The sequence below is a fragment of the Amycolatopsis vastitatis genome (assembly GCF_002234595.1).
Lineage (GTDB): Bacteria > Actinomycetota > Actinomycetes > Mycobacteriales > Pseudonocardiaceae > Amycolatopsis > Amycolatopsis vastitatis.
The window spans coordinates 319,772-336,443 of sequence record NZ_NMUL01000023.1; the positions used below are offsets into that span (position 1 = coordinate 319,772).

At 71.4% G+C, this 16,672-nt stretch carries 21 protein-coding genes; 11 read left to right on the plus strand and 10 right to left on the minus strand.

Annotation, left to right across the window (positions count from 1 at the left end; translation table 11 throughout):
* The first annotated feature begins 82 nt into the window (after positions 1–82).
* Genes CF165_RS24225 through CF165_RS24245 form a run of 5 tightly spaced genes read left to right on the plus strand, consistent with a single transcriptional unit; the run spans position 83 to position 4,326 of the window.
* Entirely contained in the window at positions 83–1,327 is a 1,245-nt protein-coding gene (locus CF165_RS24225) for an MFS transporter (protein ID WP_093949828.1), read from the plus strand.
* A gap of 9 nt (positions 1,328–1,336) precedes the next feature.
* The gene (locus CF165_RS24230; RefSeq protein WP_093949829.1) at positions 1,337–2,131 is read left to right on the plus strand and encodes a putative hydro-lyase; all 795 of its coding nucleotides are present in this window, start codon (positions 1,337–1,339) and stop codon (positions 2,129–2,131) included.
* Position 2,132: 1 nt separating this feature from the next.
* Positions 2,133–2,885: a LamB/YcsF family protein gene (locus CF165_RS24235; protein ID WP_093949830.1), complete on the plus strand. Its 753-nt coding sequence runs from the start codon at positions 2,133–2,135 to the stop codon at positions 2,883–2,885.
* Entirely contained in the window at positions 2,882–3,493 is a 612-nt protein-coding gene (locus CF165_RS24240) for a 5-oxoprolinase subunit B family protein (protein ID WP_093949831.1), read from the plus strand. Before CF165_RS24235 ends, CF165_RS24240 begins: the two co-directional genes overlap by 4 nt.
* Entirely contained in the window at positions 3,490–4,326 is an 837-nt protein-coding gene (locus CF165_RS24245; protein WP_093949832.1) for a 5-oxoprolinase subunit C family protein, read from the plus strand. The genes CF165_RS24240 and CF165_RS24245 overlap by 4 nt, the downstream gene beginning before the upstream one ends.
* A gap of 17 nt (positions 4,327–4,343) precedes the next feature.
* Here CF165_RS24245 and CF165_RS24250 read toward each other — a convergent pair whose 3' ends face one another.
* Together CF165_RS24250 and CF165_RS24255 are read right to left on the minus strand one after the other, a co-directional pair.
* Positions 4,344–4,583, minus strand: a complete 240-nt coding sequence (locus tag CF165_RS24250; RefSeq protein WP_093949833.1) for a hypothetical protein — start codon at positions 4,581–4,583, stop codon at positions 4,344–4,346.
* Positions 4,576–4,929 (minus strand): hypothetical protein, encoded by a 354-nt coding sequence (locus CF165_RS24255; protein ID WP_093949834.1) that lies wholly within the window; start codon positions 4,927–4,929, stop codon positions 4,576–4,578. Before CF165_RS24255 ends, CF165_RS24250 begins: the two co-directional genes overlap by 8 nt.
* An 81-nt stretch (positions 4,930–5,010) precedes the next feature.
* Between CF165_RS24255 and CF165_RS24260 the strand changes: the two genes are divergently transcribed.
* Entirely contained in the window at positions 5,011–5,592 is a 582-nt protein-coding gene (locus CF165_RS24260) for an ArsR/SmtB family transcription factor (protein WP_093949835.1), read from the plus strand.
* Positions 5,593–5,595: 3 nt separating this feature from the next.
* On the opposite strand, the gene CF165_RS24265 is transcribed toward CF165_RS24260, so the two are convergent.
* The 6 genes from CF165_RS24265 to CF165_RS24290 all read right to left on the minus strand — a co-directional run bounded on the left by CF165_RS24265 (position 5,596) and on the right by CF165_RS24290 (position 10,112).
* The gene (locus CF165_RS24265; protein WP_205660952.1) at positions 5,596–6,222 is read right to left on the minus strand and encodes an alpha-ketoglutarate-dependent dioxygenase AlkB family protein; all 627 of its coding nucleotides are present in this window, start codon (positions 6,220–6,222) and stop codon (positions 5,596–5,598) included.
* A gap of 247 nt (positions 6,223–6,469) precedes the next feature.
* The gene (locus CF165_RS24270; RefSeq protein WP_205660953.1) at positions 6,470–7,528 is read right to left on the minus strand and encodes an alcohol dehydrogenase catalytic domain-containing protein; all 1,059 of its coding nucleotides are present in this window, start codon (positions 7,526–7,528) and stop codon (positions 6,470–6,472) included.
* A 44-nt stretch (positions 7,529–7,572) separates the two neighbouring features.
* Complete coding sequence (locus CF165_RS24275; RefSeq protein WP_167441552.1) at positions 7,573–7,917, minus strand: transcriptional regulator; 345 nt, start codon at positions 7,915–7,917, stop codon at positions 7,573–7,575.
* A 72-nt stretch (positions 7,918–7,989) separates the two neighbouring features.
* Complete coding sequence (locus tag CF165_RS24280; protein WP_093949944.1) at positions 7,990–8,808, minus strand: LLM class flavin-dependent oxidoreductase; 819 nt, start codon at positions 8,806–8,808, stop codon at positions 7,990–7,992.
* Between the two features lie 139 nt (positions 8,809–8,947).
* Positions 8,948–9,631, minus strand: coding sequence for a metal-dependent transcriptional regulator (locus CF165_RS24285; protein ID WP_093949839.1), 684 nt, complete (start codon positions 9,629–9,631; stop codon positions 8,948–8,950).
* Positions 9,632–9,671: 40 nt separating this feature from the next.
* Positions 9,672–10,112 (minus strand): GNAT family N-acetyltransferase, encoded by a 441-nt coding sequence (locus tag CF165_RS24290; protein ID WP_093949840.1) that lies wholly within the window; start codon positions 10,110–10,112, stop codon positions 9,672–9,674.
* 55 nt (positions 10,113–10,167) lie between these two features.
* Between CF165_RS24290 and CF165_RS51785 the strand changes: the two genes are divergently transcribed.
* Entirely contained in the window at positions 10,168–10,524 is a 357-nt protein-coding gene (locus tag CF165_RS51785; protein WP_167441553.1) for a hypothetical protein, read from the plus strand.
* Between the two features lie 4 nt (positions 10,525–10,528).
* Here the strand turns inward: CF165_RS51785 and CF165_RS24300 are convergent, their stop codons facing one another.
* Positions 10,529–12,121, minus strand: coding sequence for an amidohydrolase (locus tag CF165_RS24300; protein WP_093949841.1), 1,593 nt, complete (start codon positions 12,119–12,121; stop codon positions 10,529–10,531).
* A gap of 48 nt (positions 12,122–12,169) precedes the next feature.
* Here CF165_RS24300 and CF165_RS24305 point away from each other — a divergent pair, with 48 nt between their 5' ends.
* From CF165_RS24305 to CF165_RS24320, 4 genes are read left to right on the plus strand one after another with little or no spacing between them, the layout of a single operon-like run.
* On the plus strand, positions 12,170–12,907 hold the full coding sequence (locus CF165_RS24305; RefSeq protein ID WP_093949842.1) for an enoyl-CoA hydratase/isomerase family protein: 738 nt from the start codon (positions 12,170–12,172) through the stop codon (positions 12,905–12,907).
* Positions 12,904–14,427 (plus strand): ATP-dependent acyl-CoA ligase, encoded by a 1,524-nt coding sequence (locus CF165_RS24310; protein WP_093949843.1) that lies wholly within the window; start codon positions 12,904–12,906, stop codon positions 14,425–14,427. The genes CF165_RS24305 and CF165_RS24310 overlap by 4 nt, the downstream gene beginning before the upstream one ends.
* Positions 14,424–15,059 (plus strand): TetR/AcrR family transcriptional regulator, encoded by a 636-nt coding sequence (locus CF165_RS24315; protein ID WP_093949844.1) that lies wholly within the window; start codon positions 14,424–14,426, stop codon positions 15,057–15,059. Before CF165_RS24310 ends, CF165_RS24315 begins: the two co-directional genes overlap by 4 nt.
* 58 nt (positions 15,060–15,117) lie before the next feature.
* Positions 15,118–15,438: a hypothetical protein gene (locus CF165_RS24320; RefSeq protein ID WP_013230128.1), complete on the plus strand. Its 321-nt coding sequence runs from the start codon at positions 15,118–15,120 to the stop codon at positions 15,436–15,438.
* 63 nt (positions 15,439–15,501) lie between these two features.
* On the opposite strand, the gene CF165_RS24325 is transcribed toward CF165_RS24320, so the two are convergent.
* On the minus strand, positions 15,502–16,671 hold the full coding sequence (locus CF165_RS24325) for an acyl-CoA dehydrogenase family protein (protein WP_093949845.1): 1,170 nt from the start codon (positions 16,669–16,671) through the stop codon (positions 15,502–15,504).
* Between the last annotated feature and the right edge of the window lies 1 nt (position 16,672).

Here is a 16,672-nt window from a genome sequence, read left to right on the forward strand (position 1 = left end):
AATTGCCGTCTTGTGGAATTGTTCAACAATCTCTACCGTGTGAGGCACGCCACGATGAGAGACACTGGCCAGGAGGTGCCCCATGACTGCCACTACCGCTACCGAGGCCCGGCCGTTCGACTGGTTCCGCACGCTGGGAAAACGTGGCCGCCGCGCCTTCGTGGGCGCGTTCGGCGGGTACGGCCTGGACTCGTTCGACTACCAGACCCTGCCGCTCGGCCTGGCCGCGATCACCGCGTACTTCGGCATCTCGAGCGGTGAAGCCGGCCTGCTCGGCACGACGACGCTGGTCGTGTCGGCCGTCGGCGGGGTCGGGGCCGGCATGCTGGCCGACCGGATCGGCCGCGTCCGGACGCTGCAGATCACCATCGCGATGTACACGATCTTCACCGTGCTCTGCGGGTTCGCGCCCAACTTCGAGACGCTGCTGATCTTCCGCGCGCTGCAGGGCCTGGGCTTCGGTGGCGAGTGGGCGGCCGGCGCGGCACTGGTCGCGGAGTACTCGCAGGCGAAGTACCGTGGCCGGACCGTGGCGTTCGTGCAGAGCGCGTGGGCAGTGGGCTGGGGCCTGTCGGTGATCGTCTACACCGTGGTGTTCAGCGTCGCGAGCGACGCCGTGGCCTGGCGGATCATGTTCTGGACCGGCGTCATCCCGGCGCTGCTGGTGCTGTGGGTCCGCAAGAGCGTCAAAGACGCCCCGCGCGCCGAAGAGCGCCTGAAGACCGAACGCCCGAAGGGCACCCTCGTCCAGATCTTCAAGGGCGATCTCCTGCGCACGACGTTCTTCGCCGCGCTGCTGGCCACCGGCGTCCAGGGCGGGTACTACACGATCTCGACGTGGCTGCCGTCCTACCTGAAGAAGACGCGCGAGCTGACCGTGATCGGCACCGGCGGCTACCTCGCCTTCCTCATCACCGGCGCCTTCGTGGGGTACATCTGCGGCGGCTACCTGACCGACCTGCTGGGGCGCAAGAAGACCTTCCTGACCTTCGCGCTGCTCTCGGCCGCGCTGATCGTCGCGTACACGCAGATCCCCACGGGTGCCAACGGGCTCGTGCTGGTGCTCGGCTTCCCGCTGGGCTTCTCGATGTCCGCGATCTTCAGCGGGTTCGGCGCGTTCCTCGCCGAGCTGTACCCGACCGCGCTGCGCGGGACCGGGCAGGGCTTCACGTACAACTTCGGGCGCGCGGTCGGGGCGATCTTCCCGACCGTCGTGGGTTTCCTCGGCGCGGGCGGCGCGATCGTGTTCGGCGCGCTCGGTTACGGCATCGCGGTCCTCGCGCTGCTCGGCCTGCCGGAGACCCGGGGCATCGAACTCGTTGATTGAGGGGGAACCATGACGACCTTCGACCAGCCGGCCACCTTCACGCCGGCCCAGGCGCGCGCGGTGTTCCGCCGCGGCAACGCCCACCCCACGACGGGCTGGGCCGGCGGCTTCACCCAGACCAACCTGATCGCCGTGCCCGAGGACTGGGCCTACGACGTCCTGCTGTTCTGCACCCGCAACCCGCAGCCGTGCCCGCTGCTCGACGTCACCGACGCCGGCGACCCGGCCACCCGGCTCGCCGAGGGCGCGGACCTGCGCACCGACCTGCCGCGCTACCGGATCTGGCAGAACGGCGTGCTCGCCGGCGAAGTGACCGACGCGACCGGCCTGTGGCGCAGCGACATGGTCGCCTTCTCCATCGGCTGCAGCTTCACGTTCGAGACGGCGCTGGCCGCCGAGGGCATTCCGCTGCGGCACGTCGACCAGGGCCGCAACGTCGCGATGTACGTGACGAACCGGCAGTGCGAGCCCGCCGGGCGGCTGTTCGGGCCGATGGTGGTGTCGATGCGCCAGATCCCGGAGGACCGCGTCGACGACGCCATCCGGATCACCCGGGCGATGCCGGCCGTGCACGGCGCCCCGGTGCACATCGGCGACCCGCGTGCGCTGGGCATCGACGACCTGGCCCGGCCCGACTTCGGGGACCCGGTGGACGCCGAACCCGGTGACGTCCCGGTGTTCTGGGCCTGCGGGGTCACGCCGCAGGCGGCGCTGATGGCGTCGCGGCCTCCCTTTGCGATCACCCACGCACCGGGGTACATGTTCATCACCGATCGGCACGACAGCGAATACCGGGTGGGCTGAAATGGACCTGAACAGCGACCTCGGCGAGGGCTTCGGCGCCTGGAAGATGGGCGACGACGAAGCCATGCTCGACATCGTGACCAGCGCGAACGTCGCGTGCGGCTTCCACGCCGGAGACCCGTCGGTGATGCGGCGGGTGTGCGAGCTGGCGGCCGAGCGCGACGTCGCGATCGGCGCGCACGTCGGCTACCGCGACCTGGCCGGCTTCGGCAGGCGCGCGCTCGACATCGCGCCGGACGCGCTGGCCGACGAAGTGCTTTACCAGATCGGCGCGCTCGACGCGTTCGCCAGGGCGGCAGGCAGCCAGGTGACGTACGTGAAGCCGCACGGCGCGCTGTACAACACCGCGGCGGCCGACCCGGAGCAGGCGGCGGCGATCGTCGACGGCCTGCGCCGGTACGACCCCGCGCTCGCGCTGCTCTGCCTCCCGGACTCGGAAATGCAGCGGGAAGCGGAAAAGGCCGGTGTCGTCGCGTACGCGGAGGCGTTCGCGGACCGGGCGTACACCGCGGAAGGCCGGCTCGTCTCGCGGAAACAGCCGGGCGCGGTCCTGCACGACGCGTCGGCCGTCGCCGAACGGGCGGTGGCGATGGCGACCGGCGGCGGGGTCGTGACGGCCGACGGCGGCAAGCTCGACCTGCGCCCGGATTCCCTGTGCGTGCACGGGGACACGCCGGGTGCGGTCGAGCTCGCCCGCCGGATCCGCGACGGCCTCGCCGCCGCGGACGTCCCGCTCACCGCGTTCACCGGATGACCGTCCGGCTGCTGCCGTGCGGGCGGCGCGCGGTGCTGGTGGAATCCGACGATGTGCTGGGGTTCCAGGCGGCCCTGACGCAGTCGCCGCCGGACGGCTTGCTCGAACTGGTCCCGGCGGCCCGCACGCTGCTGGTCCGCTTCGACCCTTCGGTGACCGACGCGGACCGCCTGGGCGCCCTGCTGCGTCAAGTGTCGCCTGTGGACAGTGCGGCGTCGGAAGCGGGCGAGGTGGTGATCCCGGTGGTCTACGACGGCGAAGACCTGGCCGACGTCGCCGAGGAGACGGGACTCGGGGCCCCCGAAGTGATCGCGCGGCACACCGCGGGTGCTTATGTCTCGGCGTTCTGCGGCTTCGCGCCGGGGTTCGCGTACCTGGCGGGGTCGGATCCGCTGCTGCACGTGTCACGCCGGTCGTCGCCGCGCACCCGCATCCCGCCCGGCTCGGTCGCGATCGCGGGCGAGTACAGCGCGGTCTACCCCAGCGCGTCCCCCGGCGGCTGGCGGCTGCTGGGCCGGACGGACGTGCCGGTGTGGGACGTCGAGCGCGACCCGCCCAACCTGCTGCCGCCGGGCACGAAGGTCCGCTTCGAGGCGGTGACGCCGTGAAGCTCGAGGTGGTCCGGCCGGGGTTCTCGACGACGGTGCAGGATCTCGGCCGCCCGGGCCACGCGGCGCTCGGCGTCGGCCGGTCCGGCGCGGCCGACCGCGAGTCGTTCCGGCTGGCCAACCGGCTCGTCGGGAACCCGGCCGGGGCCGCGGCCCTGGAGGTCACGCTCGGCGGGCTGGTGCTGCGCGCGTCGGCCCTGACGACGGTGGCGGTCACCGGCGCTTCCTGCCCGCTCTCGAAGGGCGGCCCGAACGGGCCGATCACGTTGTGGCCCGGAGAAGAACTCGCGCTCGGCACGGCCGTTTCCGGGCTGCGCTGTTACGTCGCGGTGCGCGGCGGGATCGACGTACCGCCGGTGCTCGGCTCCCGGGCGACCGACACGCTCGGGAAGCTGGGGCCGCCGCCGGTGACGGCCGGGATGCTGCTGCCGGTCGGCCCGGCCCCGCGCGCCTTCCCGGCGGTGGACCTCGCGCCCCGGGCGGCCTTGCCGGACGCGCCGGTGCTGCGCGTGACACCAGGTCCGCGGCGCGACTGGTTCACCGACCCGGACGAACTGCTGTCCACGGTGTACACCGTGTCCCCGGATTCGGACCGCGTCGGCATCCGGCTCACCGGACCGGCGCTTTCGCGAGTGCGTCACGACGAGCTGCCGTCGGAGGCGTGCGTGCCGGGATCGCTGCAGGTGCCGCCGTCGGGCCGGCCGATCCTGTTCCACGCCGACCACCCGACGACCGGCGGCTACCCGGTGATCGCGGTCGTCGAGGAGGACGACCTCGACCTGGCGGCCCAGCTGCGGCCGGGCCAGACCGTACGCTTCCGTCCCGCGTCGTGAGTGTTTGGGCGGGTTCTCTAACCTGCCCAAACACTCACGACCACCAGCCAGGCGACGTTGGTGGCCGCGATCGCGAGCCACGCCGCCCAGGCCGCACCGGGCGCGAGCGTGGTGGTGACGACCCCCAGTGCCACCGTCACCACCACCGGCCCTGCGCGCCGCGGCCGGCGCGGCCGCCACTCCGCGAGGTAGGCGTCCAGAGCCTCGGCGACCTGGTCGTCGATCTCGTCGCGCAGCCGCGCGTCCAGCTCAGACATGCGCCGGCACCGGCCGCGGCACGGCGACCGACAGGCACGCCAGCGCCAGCGGCACCTCCAGACCGGCCATGAGCAGCGAAAACACCACGTCGTCGCCGGCCGTGACGACGTCGAACCAGGCGTCGGTCAGCAGCAGCGTCGCCGTGGCCGTCGCGACCAGCGGCGTCCGCGCGTCGCCGCGGCCCAGCAGCCAGGCGGTGAGCAGCAGGCCGACGGCCTCCGCGGCGTCGAAGCCGGTCCAGGCCAGCCGCCAGTGCTGCGCCGCCACGACGTCCGGCAGCGTCAGCCCGAGTACCGCGATCCACGGCAGCAGGCACAACCCCGCCGCCCAGAAGAGCTTCTTCATGCGAACCCCCGAGTTCTCTCCCGACCCAAGGTAGCGATTGCAGAGGTTCTTTGCAAACAATCTCTGTAGTAGGCTCGACGCATGGTCGAACGTCCCGAAAAACGCGTGCTCACCGGCGCTGACCTCAAGGCCTTCTACAAGGCGCTGGCCAACCCGGTGCGCCGCGACATCCTGTCCTACCTGGGCAAACACGGCGAAGCGAACTCGACGAGCGTCGCGAAGGCGCTCCGCGAGAGCACCGGGACGACCAGCTACCACCTCCGCAAGCTCGCCGACCTGGACCTGATCGAGGAGCTCGAGGACCGCGGGGACGGCCGCGAGCGCTGGTGGAAGTCGCGCTCGAAGGACATCTACACCCCGCCCGGCCTCGACCTGGCGCCGGACGAGCGCGAGGCGATGCTCAAGCTCGGCACCCTCAAGATGAGCCACGACCTGGGCCTGGTCACGCGGGCCTACGCGGGCTACGAGAACTCCGAGGGCTGGAACCAGATCTACCGCGCCGGGCTGCACCTGACGAAGGAGCAGGTCACGTCGTTCGTCGAGGAGTACCAGAACCTGGTGTGGAAGTACGCCACCGAGCCGGGGCAGCACCCCGAAGGCTCGCGATCGGTGGCCGTCCGGTTCATCGTGGTGCCGGAGGAAGACGAGTCCACAGAGGACTAGAAGCTACAACCCCGACACCCGGAGCGTGATGTTGAGCCGCCCGTCGAGGCCCAGCGCCGGGTCCGCCGTGCCCGGCAGCGTCTTCGGTACGCCGTGGTAGGCGAGCCGGGACGGGCCGCCGAAGACGAACACGTCACCCGAACGCAGTTCGACGTCGGTGTACGGGCGGCCGCGGGTTTTGGTGTTGCCGAAGCGGAACACGCAGGCGTCGCCGAGGCTGAACGACACCACCGGCTCGAGGCTGCGCTCGTCCTTGTCCTGGTGCAGCCCCATCTTCGCGGTGGCGTCGTAGAAGTTGACCAGCGCGATGTCCGGCGCGTACGTCTCGGACGGCTCGCCGTACGCGGCCGCCAGCGCGCGGCGGCCGAGGTCGCCGAGCCAGTCCGGGAACGGCAGCACCGGCGTCCCCTCCGCGGTCGTACGCGAGTAGCCGTACGGGTACCAGTGCCAGCCGAGGCAGACGGATTTCACCGACATCACGCCGCCGTTCGGCAGCCGGGTGTGGCGGTAGCCGGACCAGCCGCGGCAGGCCGCGACGAGCTCGCGCTGTTCGTCGAAGCCGAGCCAGCCGGGCAGATGCACCGCGCCGGGCGCGATCTCGGCGCGCGGGCGCGGGAGAAGAGCGTCCATCACCTCGATTGTGCCGGAGACTCCCGGCGCACACGGTGGGTCACCGTCGAGGGCACGACGTGGTGACCGCGGAACGTGACATCCGCAGTCCCGAACAGCCGCAGGAGCCGTCCCAACAGACCAGCGGGACGCTCCTGCGGCCGAATCCCCTCGCCTTGGGCCACCACCGTTCGACATTCCCACACCTGAATGTCACATGCCAGCGAGGATCAGCTACAAACGGGTCTCTTGACCACGGCGCCGCCGGTCAGTCACGGAAAGTCACGACAGTGACGCCGGCTTGGGCCGGAACGGGGTCGTTCATCGCGGCCAGCGCCGCCGGGACGTCGTCCAGCCCGATCTGGCGGCCGATCAGCGCGGCAAGGTCGATCCCGGCCGTCTCGACGACGCGCAGCAGCTCGGGGTACTCGTGGGCCTGCAGCCCGTGGATCCCGACCAGTTCCAGCTCGCCGCCGACGACCCGGTGCATCGGGATCGGCGCGACGCCCTGCGCAGGCGGCATCAAGCCCGCCTGGACGTGCCGGCCGCGCTTGCGGAGGCTGCCGACCGACGCGGCGCACGTCGACGGCGAGCCGAGGCAGTCGAGCGAAACGTGCGTGCCGCCGGCGGTCAGCTCCCGTACGTGCGCGGCGACGGCTTCCGGGCCGTCGAACGCCGAAGCGTCGACGGTCAGCGCGGCCCCCGACTTCGCGGCGAGCCGGAGCGCGGACGGCGAGACGTCGACGGCGACGACCTTCGCGCCCGCCGCGACGGCCAGCAGCACCGCGGAGATCCCGACGCCGCCGCAGCCGTACACCGACACCCACTGCCCCGCGGTGACGCGGCCCTGCCGCAGCACCGCGCGGAACGCCGTGCCGAACCGGCAGCCCAGCGCCGCGGCTTCGGCCGCGCCGAGCGAGTCCGGCAGGGCCACCAGGTTCGTCTCGGCGTGCTCGATCGCGACGCGCTCGGCGAACGACCCCCAGTGCGTCGCGCCGGGCTGGAACTCGCGGTCGCAGATCTGCTGGTCGCCGCGGGCGCACTGGGCGCAGGACCCGCAGGCGCAGACGAACGGCACGGTGACGCGCGCGCCGAGTTCCCAGCCACGCACGCCCTCGCCGAGCGCGACGATCCGGCCGGCGAGCTCGTGCCCGGCGACGTGCGGCAGCTTCACCGCGGTGTCGTGGCCCTGCCACGTGTGCCAGTCGCTGCGGCACACACCGGTGGCGTTGACCTCGATCACCGCGCCACCCGGGGCGGCCACCGGCTCCGGCACGTCCCGCACCACGGGCGGGACGCGGAACTCCTCCATCACCACAGCTCGCATGGCGCGAGCCTAGCTCGCTCGATTGAGCGGATTCCCCGGCTCGCTCAGTTGAGCGCCGACGACGGCGCGTGGAACCGCGCTCTGCTCCGAGGTGGCCCGAGGAGCTTGCTGAGCGAGCCGTCCGGCACGTTCAGGATGTCCTCGAGATTCCGCAAGGCCTCCAACGATTCCGGCCGCTCCGGCCGGCACCGCCCGGACTGCCAGTGGCTGAGGGTGGCCAGGCTGACCGCGGTTCCCCTGCCGCGCAAGCGATAGCGGATCCGATCGAGGCCGAGGCCACGGGCCCGGATCGCCGCCCGCAGGGCGACGTCGAACGGCCCGGCGGCCAGCAGCCGGCTCAGCTCCGCCTGTTCCCCCCGGTCGATGGTGCGTGTTCGCTGACCGGTCATCACAACGCTCCGAAGCACTCCCGATTACGAACATTGGAGCGTAGGCGCAGGTTCGCAAGATCGGAAGGGCCCTCACCCACCTGCCTTGCGGACCTCGTCGGCGATCGCGGCGAACGGTTCCGCGTAGCCGGAGTTGATCGTGACGTAGGAAATCCCCCACCGCTCCCGCCACCGGAGAAGCTTTTCCGCGGCCTGCCCGGGATCGGCGGGCAGGACGGTGACCGCGCCGGCCGCGGCGAGCTCGGGCACGTCGACCCCGGCCCAGCGCGCGATCGCGGGCGACGGCTCGTCCCCGACGGCCATCAGGTTCAGGCTGAGCTCGATCTCCGGCAGCCGCGGGCCCGCGAGCGCACGGAATCGATCCACAATGGACTGCGCTTCGGCTTCGGTGGTCGTCGGTTGCCAGCTGAGCGTGACGATGTCGGCTTCTTGCGCGGCGAGCGCCAGCATTTTCGGGCCGCCGCCGGCGAGCATCAGCCGCGGCCGATCGGCCGTGCGCTTGAGGTGGGTGATCGTCTCGGCCATCCGTGTGATGCGCTCACCCGGTGAGGGGTACTCCCGCCCGAGCGTGCCGGCGTGCACCTCGCCACCGGGGCGCCCGATCCCGAGCCCGAGCTCGAACCGGCCGCCGGTCTGCTGGTGCAGCGTCCGCGCCTGCCAGTCGAGCGCCTTGGCGTCGCGGAACGGGTCGGCGAGCACGAAGGTGCCGACAGTGAGGTCCAGGGTGACCGCGGCAGCGGCCCCGAGGAGGACGAAAGGATCGGACTGACCGACGGGATCGGTGGCGAGCAGGGTGTCGAAGCCGAGCTTCTCGACCCGCTCGGCCTGGGCGGTCCATGACGTGAGGTCGGGTGCGTAGCCGGCGACGATACCGAAGCGGAAAGGTTTCATGCCGCTCATGGTCGCGGCCGCGGCCTTGTCACCACATCCGCTTCACGACGTCACCCGCGCGTACGCCTCCGAACGACGTGAATGACTCATTCCTGTCGTCCGATGACATGAATGAGTCACTCACGTCATCGCGGCGGTCTCAGCGCAGGGTGACCGACAGCGCCTGCGCGATCTCCTTGCCGATGGCGTGCGTGGCCGCGTCGGGCGGGGATCCCACCTTCACCACCATCGGTCCCCCGAACGGCTGGCGCTCGACGACCTCGATGCGTTCGCCCAGGTTGATCGCGTGTTCCGTGAGGTACCGCAGCAGCTCCGGGTCGGTGTCCCAGACCCGGACGATCTCGCCGACCGCGCCCGGCTGGAGGTCGTCCAGGATGCGGACCGGGAGTTCCTCGACGCTGCCGTCGGGGGCCGGGATCGGGTCGCCGTGGGGGTCGCGGACCGGGTTGCCGAGCTTCGCCGCGATGCGCTCGACCAGCCGGTCGGACACCGCGTGCTCGAGCGCGTCGGCCTCGGCGTGGACCTCGTCCCAGGTGTAGCCGAGCTCCGAAACGAGGTACGTCTCGATCAGCCGGTGCCGGCGCAGCACCGACCGCGCCAGCAGCCTGCCGTCGGCGGTGAGCTCGATGCCGCGGTACGGCACGTGGGTGACCAGGCCGAGCTGGGACAGCTTGGTGACCATCCCCGACGCCGAGGACGGGCTGACCTCCAGCCGGCCGGCGAGCGACGCGTTCGTGACCGCCTCACCGCGCTCGACCAGGCCGTAGATCACCCGGACGTAGTCCTCGACCGACGAAGACCGCCGAACCGAACCATCTCCCATACCGCATACGATACGGGGCGGCGTACTTTCTCGTGAAAGTTCACGGCCGCCAGCGGTAGCGGATCCAGCCGGGCACCGGCTCGGCGCCGAGCTGGGCGTAGAACGCCTCGCCCTTTTCGTTGCCTTCCTGCATGTCCCACTCGACGCGGCCGGTCGTGCGGTTGCGCAGCTCGTCCAGCAGCTCGCGGCCGAGGCCGGACCGCCGGTGGGCCGGGCGGACGAACAGGTCGTCCAGCCAGATCCCCGGCCGCGCCTCCCAGGTGGAGAAGTTCCAGCTGCAGAAGGCGAAGCCGGCCACCGTCCCCGGCTCGCCGGGCGGGGTCGCGACGAGCACCCACGCCTTCGGATCCGGCCCGAACAGGTGCCCGCTCATCTCCGCGCGGTCGAGCTTGAGGTCGTGGTTGTCCTCGTAGACGGCGTGCTCCTCGATGAGCGCGCAGATTTCCTCGATGTCTTCGAAGACGGCGTCGCGGACGGGCATCTCGCCTCCCGTTTCTGTCGGTGGTGGTCGTTACTGTCGGGCTCGGAGGTGGTCGATGTCACCAGAGGAGAAGTTCGAGGACCTGGTCGAGGAGTTCACCGGACGCCCGGGCATCACGCCACCCGGCGCGACGGGTGGCTTCGGGCGCTCCGCCCTGCGCACGCACGGGCGGATCTTCGCGATGTTCGTCCGCGGGCAGCTGGTGCTCAAGCTGCCGAAGGACCGGGTGGACGAACTGGTCGAAGGCGGGCAGGGGGTGCGCTTCGACGCGAACAAGGGCACGCCGATGAAGGAGTGGCTGGCGCTGGGGAACGACTCACCCGAATCGTGGCCCACGCTGGCCGAGGAGGCGCTGGAATTCGTGGCGGCCGGGCCGAAGCCGGCACGGGCCCGCCGCAACGGGAGGCGGTGATGCGTCACGACGGCGCCTGGTAACGCAGTTCGCCGCCGACGGCGGTGCCTTGCACGCCGAGGTCGTCCAAAGCGGACTCGTCCAGGGGCGAACCGGACAGCACGGCGAAGTCGGCGAGCTTCCCGGGTTCGAGCGTGCCCAGGTCACGCTCGGCGAAGGTCGCGTACGCCGAGCCGTACGTGTACGCGCGCAACGCCTGCTCCGGCGTCAGCGCCTCTTCGGGTGCGAAGGGCGCGCCTGATGCCGTGCGCCGACGCACCATGTCGGCCAGCGCGAGCAGCGGCGCGCCGTTCACGACGGGACGGTCCGAAGAGGCGGGAAGCACGCAACCCGCGTCGAGGACGCTTCGCAGGCGGTAGCACCACGGGACGCGTGACTCGCCGAGCGCGGCGCGCATGCCGTCGCCGAGCTCGTTGACGAACCGTCCCTGCGGCGAAGCGATCAACCCGAGCGAAGCGAGCCGAGTCAGCTCCGCAGGCTGAAGCACCCCGCAGTGCTCGATGCGGTGCCGGTGGTCCGTACGCGGCGAAGCGGCCAACGCGGCTTCGTACGCGTCGAGGACGACGGTGATCGCGCGGTCGCCGATCGCGTGCGTCGCGATCTGCCAGCCCGCGTCGTGCGCGCGGCGGATCGTGTCCGTCAGCGACTCCTCGGGCACCTGGAAGTAGCCGCGGTTGCCGGGCTCTCCGTCGAAGGGGTCGTGCATCGCGCACGTGCGCCCGACCAGGGAGCCGTCGGCGAACAACTTCATCGGGCCGATGCGCAGCCACTCGTCGCCGAGGCCGGTGCGCAGGCCGAGGTCGAGGCCGAAACCGGCGCCGTCGGGCAGGTCGTGCAGCACGCTCGCGGCGACCATCACCGTGCTGCGCACCCGCAGCACGCCCTGGTCGCGCGCCTCCTGGTAGGCGGCCAGCTCGGCGGGCGTCTCGCCGACCAGCCCGCCGCCGATCCCGGCCTCCTGGACGCTGGTGATGCCCTCGGCCAGGTACTGCTCGGACGCCCGCTCGAGCCCGCGGACCACGCGCGAGACCGGCGTCGGGTACGTCAGCGGCCGCAGCAGCAGCTGGGCCTGCTCGCGCAGCAGCCCGGTCGGCGAGCCGTCGGCGGCGAGCACGACGTCGCCGCCCACCGGCACGTGCGCCAGGTCCAGCTGGTCCAGCACGGCCGAGTTGACCACGGTCATGTGCCCGGACGTGTGCTTGAGCCGCACCAGCATCCCCGGCGCGGCCCGGTCGAGGCCGTGCCGGTCCGGGTGGCCGCCCACGAGCTTGTTCTGGTCGTAACCGCTCCCGACCACCCAGCTCCCGGGCGGCAGCGTCGCGGCCCGCGCGGCGACGGCGTCGTAGACCTCCTCGACGCTGCGGCAGTCGCTCAGCGGGACGTCGTCGAGGCCCATGCCGAACCACGCCATGTGGTTGTGGGCGTCGTGGAACCCGGGCACGACGAACCCGCCGGCGAGGTCGACCCGCGAGCGCGCCGACAGAGAAACCGCGTCGTCGCCGACCGCGACCACCCGGCCGTGCAGCACGGCAAGTGCGCTGGTGACGCTCGTGCCCGTCCACACCGTGGCGTTTTCGTAGACCGTGTCGACCCGCATGGGTCCCGAGGCTATCGATCGATCGATCGAACGTCTAGCATCGGCCTCATGCCCACCGTGGAGTTCGCCGTCGAGGACGGCATCGCGCAGATCCGGCTGAACCGGCCCGAGCGGCTGAACGCGGTCGCCGCCGTCCTGGTCGACGACTTCCTCGCCGCCCTCGACGCGGCCGCCCGCAGCGACGCCCGCGTCGTCGTGCTGTCCGGTGCCGGCCGGGCCTTCTGCGCCGGCCACGACCTCAAGGAACCCGCCCCCGCTGGTGACTCGCGGGCGCGGCTGGACCGGCTCCAGGACGTCACACGGCGGCTGCGCGGGCTGCGCCAGCCGGTCATCGCGGCGGTGCACGGCTACGCGATCGGCGCCGGCGCGGAGTTCGCGCTCGGCTGCGACCTGATCCTGGCCGCCGAGGACGCCGTGTTCGCGTTCCCCGAGGTCTCACTCGGCCTGAGCGTCACCGGCGCGGCGTCGCGGCTGCTCCCGCTGCTGGTCGGCCCGCTCAAGGCGAAGGAGCTCCTGCTGCTGGGCGAGCGCTTCGACGGCCGGAAGGCCGCCGAGCTGGGCATGGTCAACGCCGCCGTTCCGGCCGATCAGCTGCAGGCCGAAGCGCTGAGCTGGGCGAAGCGGATCGCGGAGCACCCCCCGGAGGCGGCCGCGATGGCGAAGCGCGTCCTCGACACCCCCATCGACGTCGAACCCGCCCTCGAACTCGAAGTCAGCCACGCCCTGATCACCGAGCACTCGGCCGCGGTCGCCGCGTCGACGGAAGCCTTCCGGAGCCGGGCGTGACGCCGCTGGCCGAGATCGGGACCCTCGCGCAGCTCGTCACGCGGGCCGCCGCGCTGTGGCCCGAACGCACGGCCTGGGTGTTCGACGAGTACGACCAGCGCTTCACCTTCGCCGAGGTCGATCGCGAAAGCTCACGAATCGCCGCGGCACTGGCCGAGCGCCGCATCGGCCCCGGCGACCGGGTCGCGGTGATGCTGCGGAACGTACCCGCGTTCCCGCTCACCTGGCTGGCGTTGGCGAAGATCGGCGCGCAACTGGTCCCCGTCAACACGAACTACCAGGAGTTCGACGGCGCCCACGTCCTCCGCCACTCCGGCGCCAAGCTGGCCGTCGCCGCGCCGGAATTCACCGACCTCCTCGGCCGGATCGGCCTGACCGAGGTCATCACCCCCGACCAGCTCGAGGCGGCAGGTGCGCCGCCGGAGTTCACGCCGGTGCCCGAGCTGCCGGTCAACATCCAGTACACCTCGGGCACCACCGGCGCCCCCAAGGGCTGCGTCCTGCCGAACCGCTACTGGACGACCCTCGCGGTGAGCCTGGCCACGGACTTCCCCACCGTCGGCGAGGACGACGTCATCCTGACCGCGCAGCCGTTCCACTACATCGATCCACAGTGGAACGTCGCGTTGGGACTCGCCGGCGGCGCCACTCTCGTCGTGCTGGACCGCTTCCACCCCAGCACGTTCTGGGCGAAGGTCCGCGAGCACGGCGTCACCTGGTTCTACTGCCTCGGCCTGATGCCAACGCTGCTGCTGCGCCAGGTTCCGTCCGAAGCCGACCGCGACCACCGCGTCCGCGCGATCTGCGCGTCCGCGATCCCGCACGACCTGCACGCCGCGCTGGAGGAGCGATGGGGTGTGCCGTGGTACGAGGCGTTCGGGATGACCGAAACCGGCGGCGACATCCGGATGACCGCCGCCGACCACGACGAGACCGTCGGCACCGGCTGCATCGGGCGGCCGAGCCGCGACCGCGAGGTGCTGATCGCCGATGACGACGGGAAGCCGGTGCCCCGCGGGGAAACCGGGCAGCTGCTGATCCGCGGGATCGGGCTGATGCACGGCTACCACGACGATCCGGAGGCGACGGCGAAAGCGTTCGCGAACGGCTGGTTCCACACCGGCGACCTCGCCCGGATGGACACCGCCGGCCGCGTCTACTACGTCGGCCGCACGAAGGACATGATCCGGCGCAGCGGCGAGAACGTCTCCGCCGACGAGGTCGAGCGCGCCCTGCTGCTGCACCCGGCGGTGCGGCTGGCGGCCGTCGTCGCGGTGCCCGACGAACTGCGCGGCGAGGAGATCAAGGCGTACGTCGTCTGCGACGGCGACCACCCGGAGCCCGCCGAGCTCGCCGCGTTCTGCGCCGGAAAACTGGCCTACTTCAAGGTTCCCCGGTTCTGGGCGTTCGCCGGCGAGCTGCCGATGACGCCGTCGGAACGGGTCGCCAAGGGCGAGCTGCGGAAGGTGGCCGACCCGCGTGCCGGGTCCTGGGACGCGAAGGCGGAAGCGTGGCTGTGAGCAGCCGGGAGCGGGTCCGCGCGGCGGCGGTGAAGCTGTTCGCCACCAAGGGCTTCCACGGCACCGGCATCCGGGATCTGGCGCAGGAGGCCGAACTCTCCTCGGCGAGCCTGTACCACTACATGGGAACCAAGGAGGATCTGCTCGCGGAGATCATGCGCACCGCGCTGAACCGCCTCCTCGACGCCGCCCGCGAGGCGACCGTCGTCACCGCCGATCCCGTCCACCGGCTGCGCACGCTGGTCGCGCTGCACGTGCTCGCGCACGCCGTCGGGCCGGCCGAAACCCGGGTGGTGGACAACGAAGTCGACGTGCTGTCCCCGGCCGCGCGCGAGCCGGTCGTGGCCCTGCGCGACGCCTACGAACGGCTGTGGGCCACGGCCATCGACGAAGGCGTCGCGGCCGGGGTGTTCCGTGTGGAGCACCCGGCGGTGACCCGGCTGGCCCTGCTGGAGATGTGCAGCGGCGTCGCGAGGTGGTATTCCCCACGCGGCCCGCTGGCGCTGGACCAGCTCGCCGAGCACTACGCGGAACTGGCGTCGAGGGCGCTGGGCTGCACCGCAGCGCCCGGCGTCCACGACTTGGCACGCTGCCGGGAAATCGTCGCGAAAGAGTGGGGCATGTCCGTTTAGCGGCGCTTTTACCTGTGTACGCCTTGCCCAGACGGCGTGCGTGGGGGACGCTCGAAGGGTGACTGAGGAAACGATCCAACTGGAACTGGACGACTCGGGTCTCGCGCCGGGCCTCCCGGCGCCGGAAAACCCCCGCGATCAGGTGCAGGATGTGCCCTATCGCCCCGTCGAGTTCCGCGATGACGATCTCCCCACCGCCCTGGCACGGTGCTCCGCCTGGCTACGGCAGGCCCAGGAGTGGCTGGGCGAGCCACTCGACGTCCTGGCCATTCACCTCGACTACGACGACCGTCAAGGCTCGCCGTACTACGACGTGAAGCTCCTGTGCAACGAAGAGGACCTCGCGGGCGTCCCGATCGCCATCCGCAACAAGAAGTAAGCAAGCCGAAGCGCCGTCAAGGCCGCCGGAAGGCGGCCTTGACGGCTTCTCGCGTTCTGAGCCTCAGCCCAATGCGCCGCCGACCTTCACGTGCCCCTTGAGCAGGTTGCGGGCGATGGTGCGGCGCTGGATCTCGTCGGTGCCCTCGTAGATGCGCAGCAGCCGCAGCTCGCGGTACCACCGCTCGACCGGCAGCTCGCGCGTGTAGCCCATGCCGCCGTGGATCTGCAGGACGCGGTCGACGATTTCGTTGGCCTTCTGGCCGCCGTACAGCTTCGCCATCGACTGCGCGTGCCGCGAGTCCATGCCCTGGTCGACCTGCCAGGCGGCGTTGAGCACCAGCCAGCGCAGCGCCTCCAGCTCGACGCCGGAGTCGGCGATCATCCACTGGATGGCCTGCCGCTCCGCGATTTTCTGCCCGAACGTCTCGCGGGTGTTGGCGTGCTCGATGGCCATCGAGATCAGCCGCTCGCACGAGCCGATCGCGCGGGCGGGCAGCAGGTAGCGGCCCTGGCCGATCCACTGCATGGCGAGCTCGAAGCCGCGGCCCTCTTCGCCGAGGATCTGCGTCTCGGGCACGCGGACGTCCTGGAAGATCAGCGACGCCGGGCCCCACTCGCCCATGGTGTCGATGTACTCGGACTTCCAGCCGGCCTCGCGGTCGACGAGGAAGCAGGTGACACCGCCGTTCGCGCCCTTCTCCGGGTCGGTGATGGCGAAGACCATGGTGAAGTCGGCCTCGTTGCCGCCGGTGATGAAGGTCTTCTCGCCGTTGATGACCCAGTCGGTGCCGTCCTTGCGGGCGGTGGTCCGGATGGCCTTGGCGTCCGACCCGGCGCCCGGCTCGGTGATCGCGAAGCACGACTTGCGCTCGCCCGAGATGGTCGGCAGCAGGTAGGTCTGCTTCTGCTCCTCGTTGGCGTGGAACAGGATGTTGTCCGCGGCGCCGCCGAAGCGGAACGGGACGAACGTGCGGCCGAGCTCGGCCTCCAGCAGCGCGGCCATCACGGCGGACAGGCCCATGCCGCCGTACTCCTCCGGGGTCAGCACGCCCCAGAAGCCGGACTCCTTCGCCTTGAGCTGGAGGTCCTTGAGCTCCTCGCCGGTCAGGCCGGGCTGGTGGGCGCGCTCGCGCCGCAGGACCTCCTGCTCGAGCGGGATCAGCTCACGCTGGACGAACGTGCGGACCCAGTCGCGCACTTCACGTTCTTCGGTGCTGAGAGAGAAATCCATG

Bases quoted from the DNA above. Each gene is read 5' to 3' on its own strand.
- CF165_RS24280 (WP_093949944.1), bottom strand. From the start codon at position 8,808: ATGAAACCTTTCCGCTTCGGTATCGTCGCCGGCTACGCACCCGACCTC.
- CF165_RS51785 (WP_167441553.1), top strand. From the start codon at position 10,168: ATGTCACCAGAGGAGAAGTTCGAGGACCTGGTCGAGGAGTTCACCGGA.
- CF165_RS24270 (WP_205660953.1), bottom strand. From the start codon at position 7,528: ATGCGAGCTGTGGTGATGGAGGAGTTCCGCGTCCCGCCCGTGGTGCGG.
- CF165_RS24290 (WP_093949840.1), bottom strand. From the start codon at position 10,112: ATGCCCGTCCGCGACGCCGTCTTCGAAGACATCGAGGAAATCTGCGCG.
- CF165_RS24265 (WP_205660952.1), bottom strand. From the start codon at position 6,222: ATGGACGCTCTTCTCCCGCGCCCGCGCGCCGAGATCGCGCCCGGCGCG.
- CF165_RS24325 (WP_093949845.1), bottom strand. From the start codon at position 16,671: ATGGATTTCTCTCTCAGCACCGAAGAACGTGAAGTGCGCGACTGGGTC.
- CF165_RS24235 (WP_093949830.1), top strand. From the start codon at position 2,133: ATGGACCTGAACAGCGACCTCGGCGAGGGCTTCGGCGCCTGGAAGATG.
- CF165_RS24260 (WP_093949835.1), top strand. From the start codon at position 5,011: ATGGTCGAACGTCCCGAAAAACGCGTGCTCACCGGCGCTGACCTCAAG.
- CF165_RS24305 (WP_093949842.1), top strand. From the start codon at position 12,170: ATGCCCACCGTGGAGTTCGCCGTCGAGGACGGCATCGCGCAGATCCGG.
- CF165_RS24225 (WP_093949828.1), top strand. From the start codon at position 83: ATGACTGCCACTACCGCTACCGAGGCCCGGCCGTTCGACTGGTTCCGC.
- CF165_RS24275 (WP_167441552.1), bottom strand. From the start codon at position 7,917: ATGACCGGTCAGCGAACACGCACCATCGACCGGGGGGAACAGGCGGAG.
- CF165_RS24255 (WP_093949834.1), bottom strand. From the start codon at position 4,929: ATGAAGAAGCTCTTCTGGGCGGCGGGGTTGTGCCTGCTGCCGTGGATC.
- CF165_RS24240 (WP_093949831.1), top strand. From the start codon at position 2,882: ATGACCGTCCGGCTGCTGCCGTGCGGGCGGCGCGCGGTGCTGGTGGAA.
- CF165_RS24230 (WP_093949829.1), top strand. From the start codon at position 1,337: ATGACGACCTTCGACCAGCCGGCCACCTTCACGCCGGCCCAGGCGCGC.
- CF165_RS24300 (WP_093949841.1), bottom strand. From the start codon at position 12,121: ATGCGGGTCGACACGGTCTACGAAAACGCCACGGTGTGGACGGGCACG.
- CF165_RS24285 (WP_093949839.1), bottom strand. From the start codon at position 9,631: ATGGGAGATGGTTCGGTTCGGCGGTCTTCGTCGGTCGAGGACTACGTC.
- CF165_RS24250 (WP_093949833.1), bottom strand. From the start codon at position 4,583: ATGTCTGAGCTGGACGCGCGGCTGCGCGACGAGATCGACGACCAGGTC.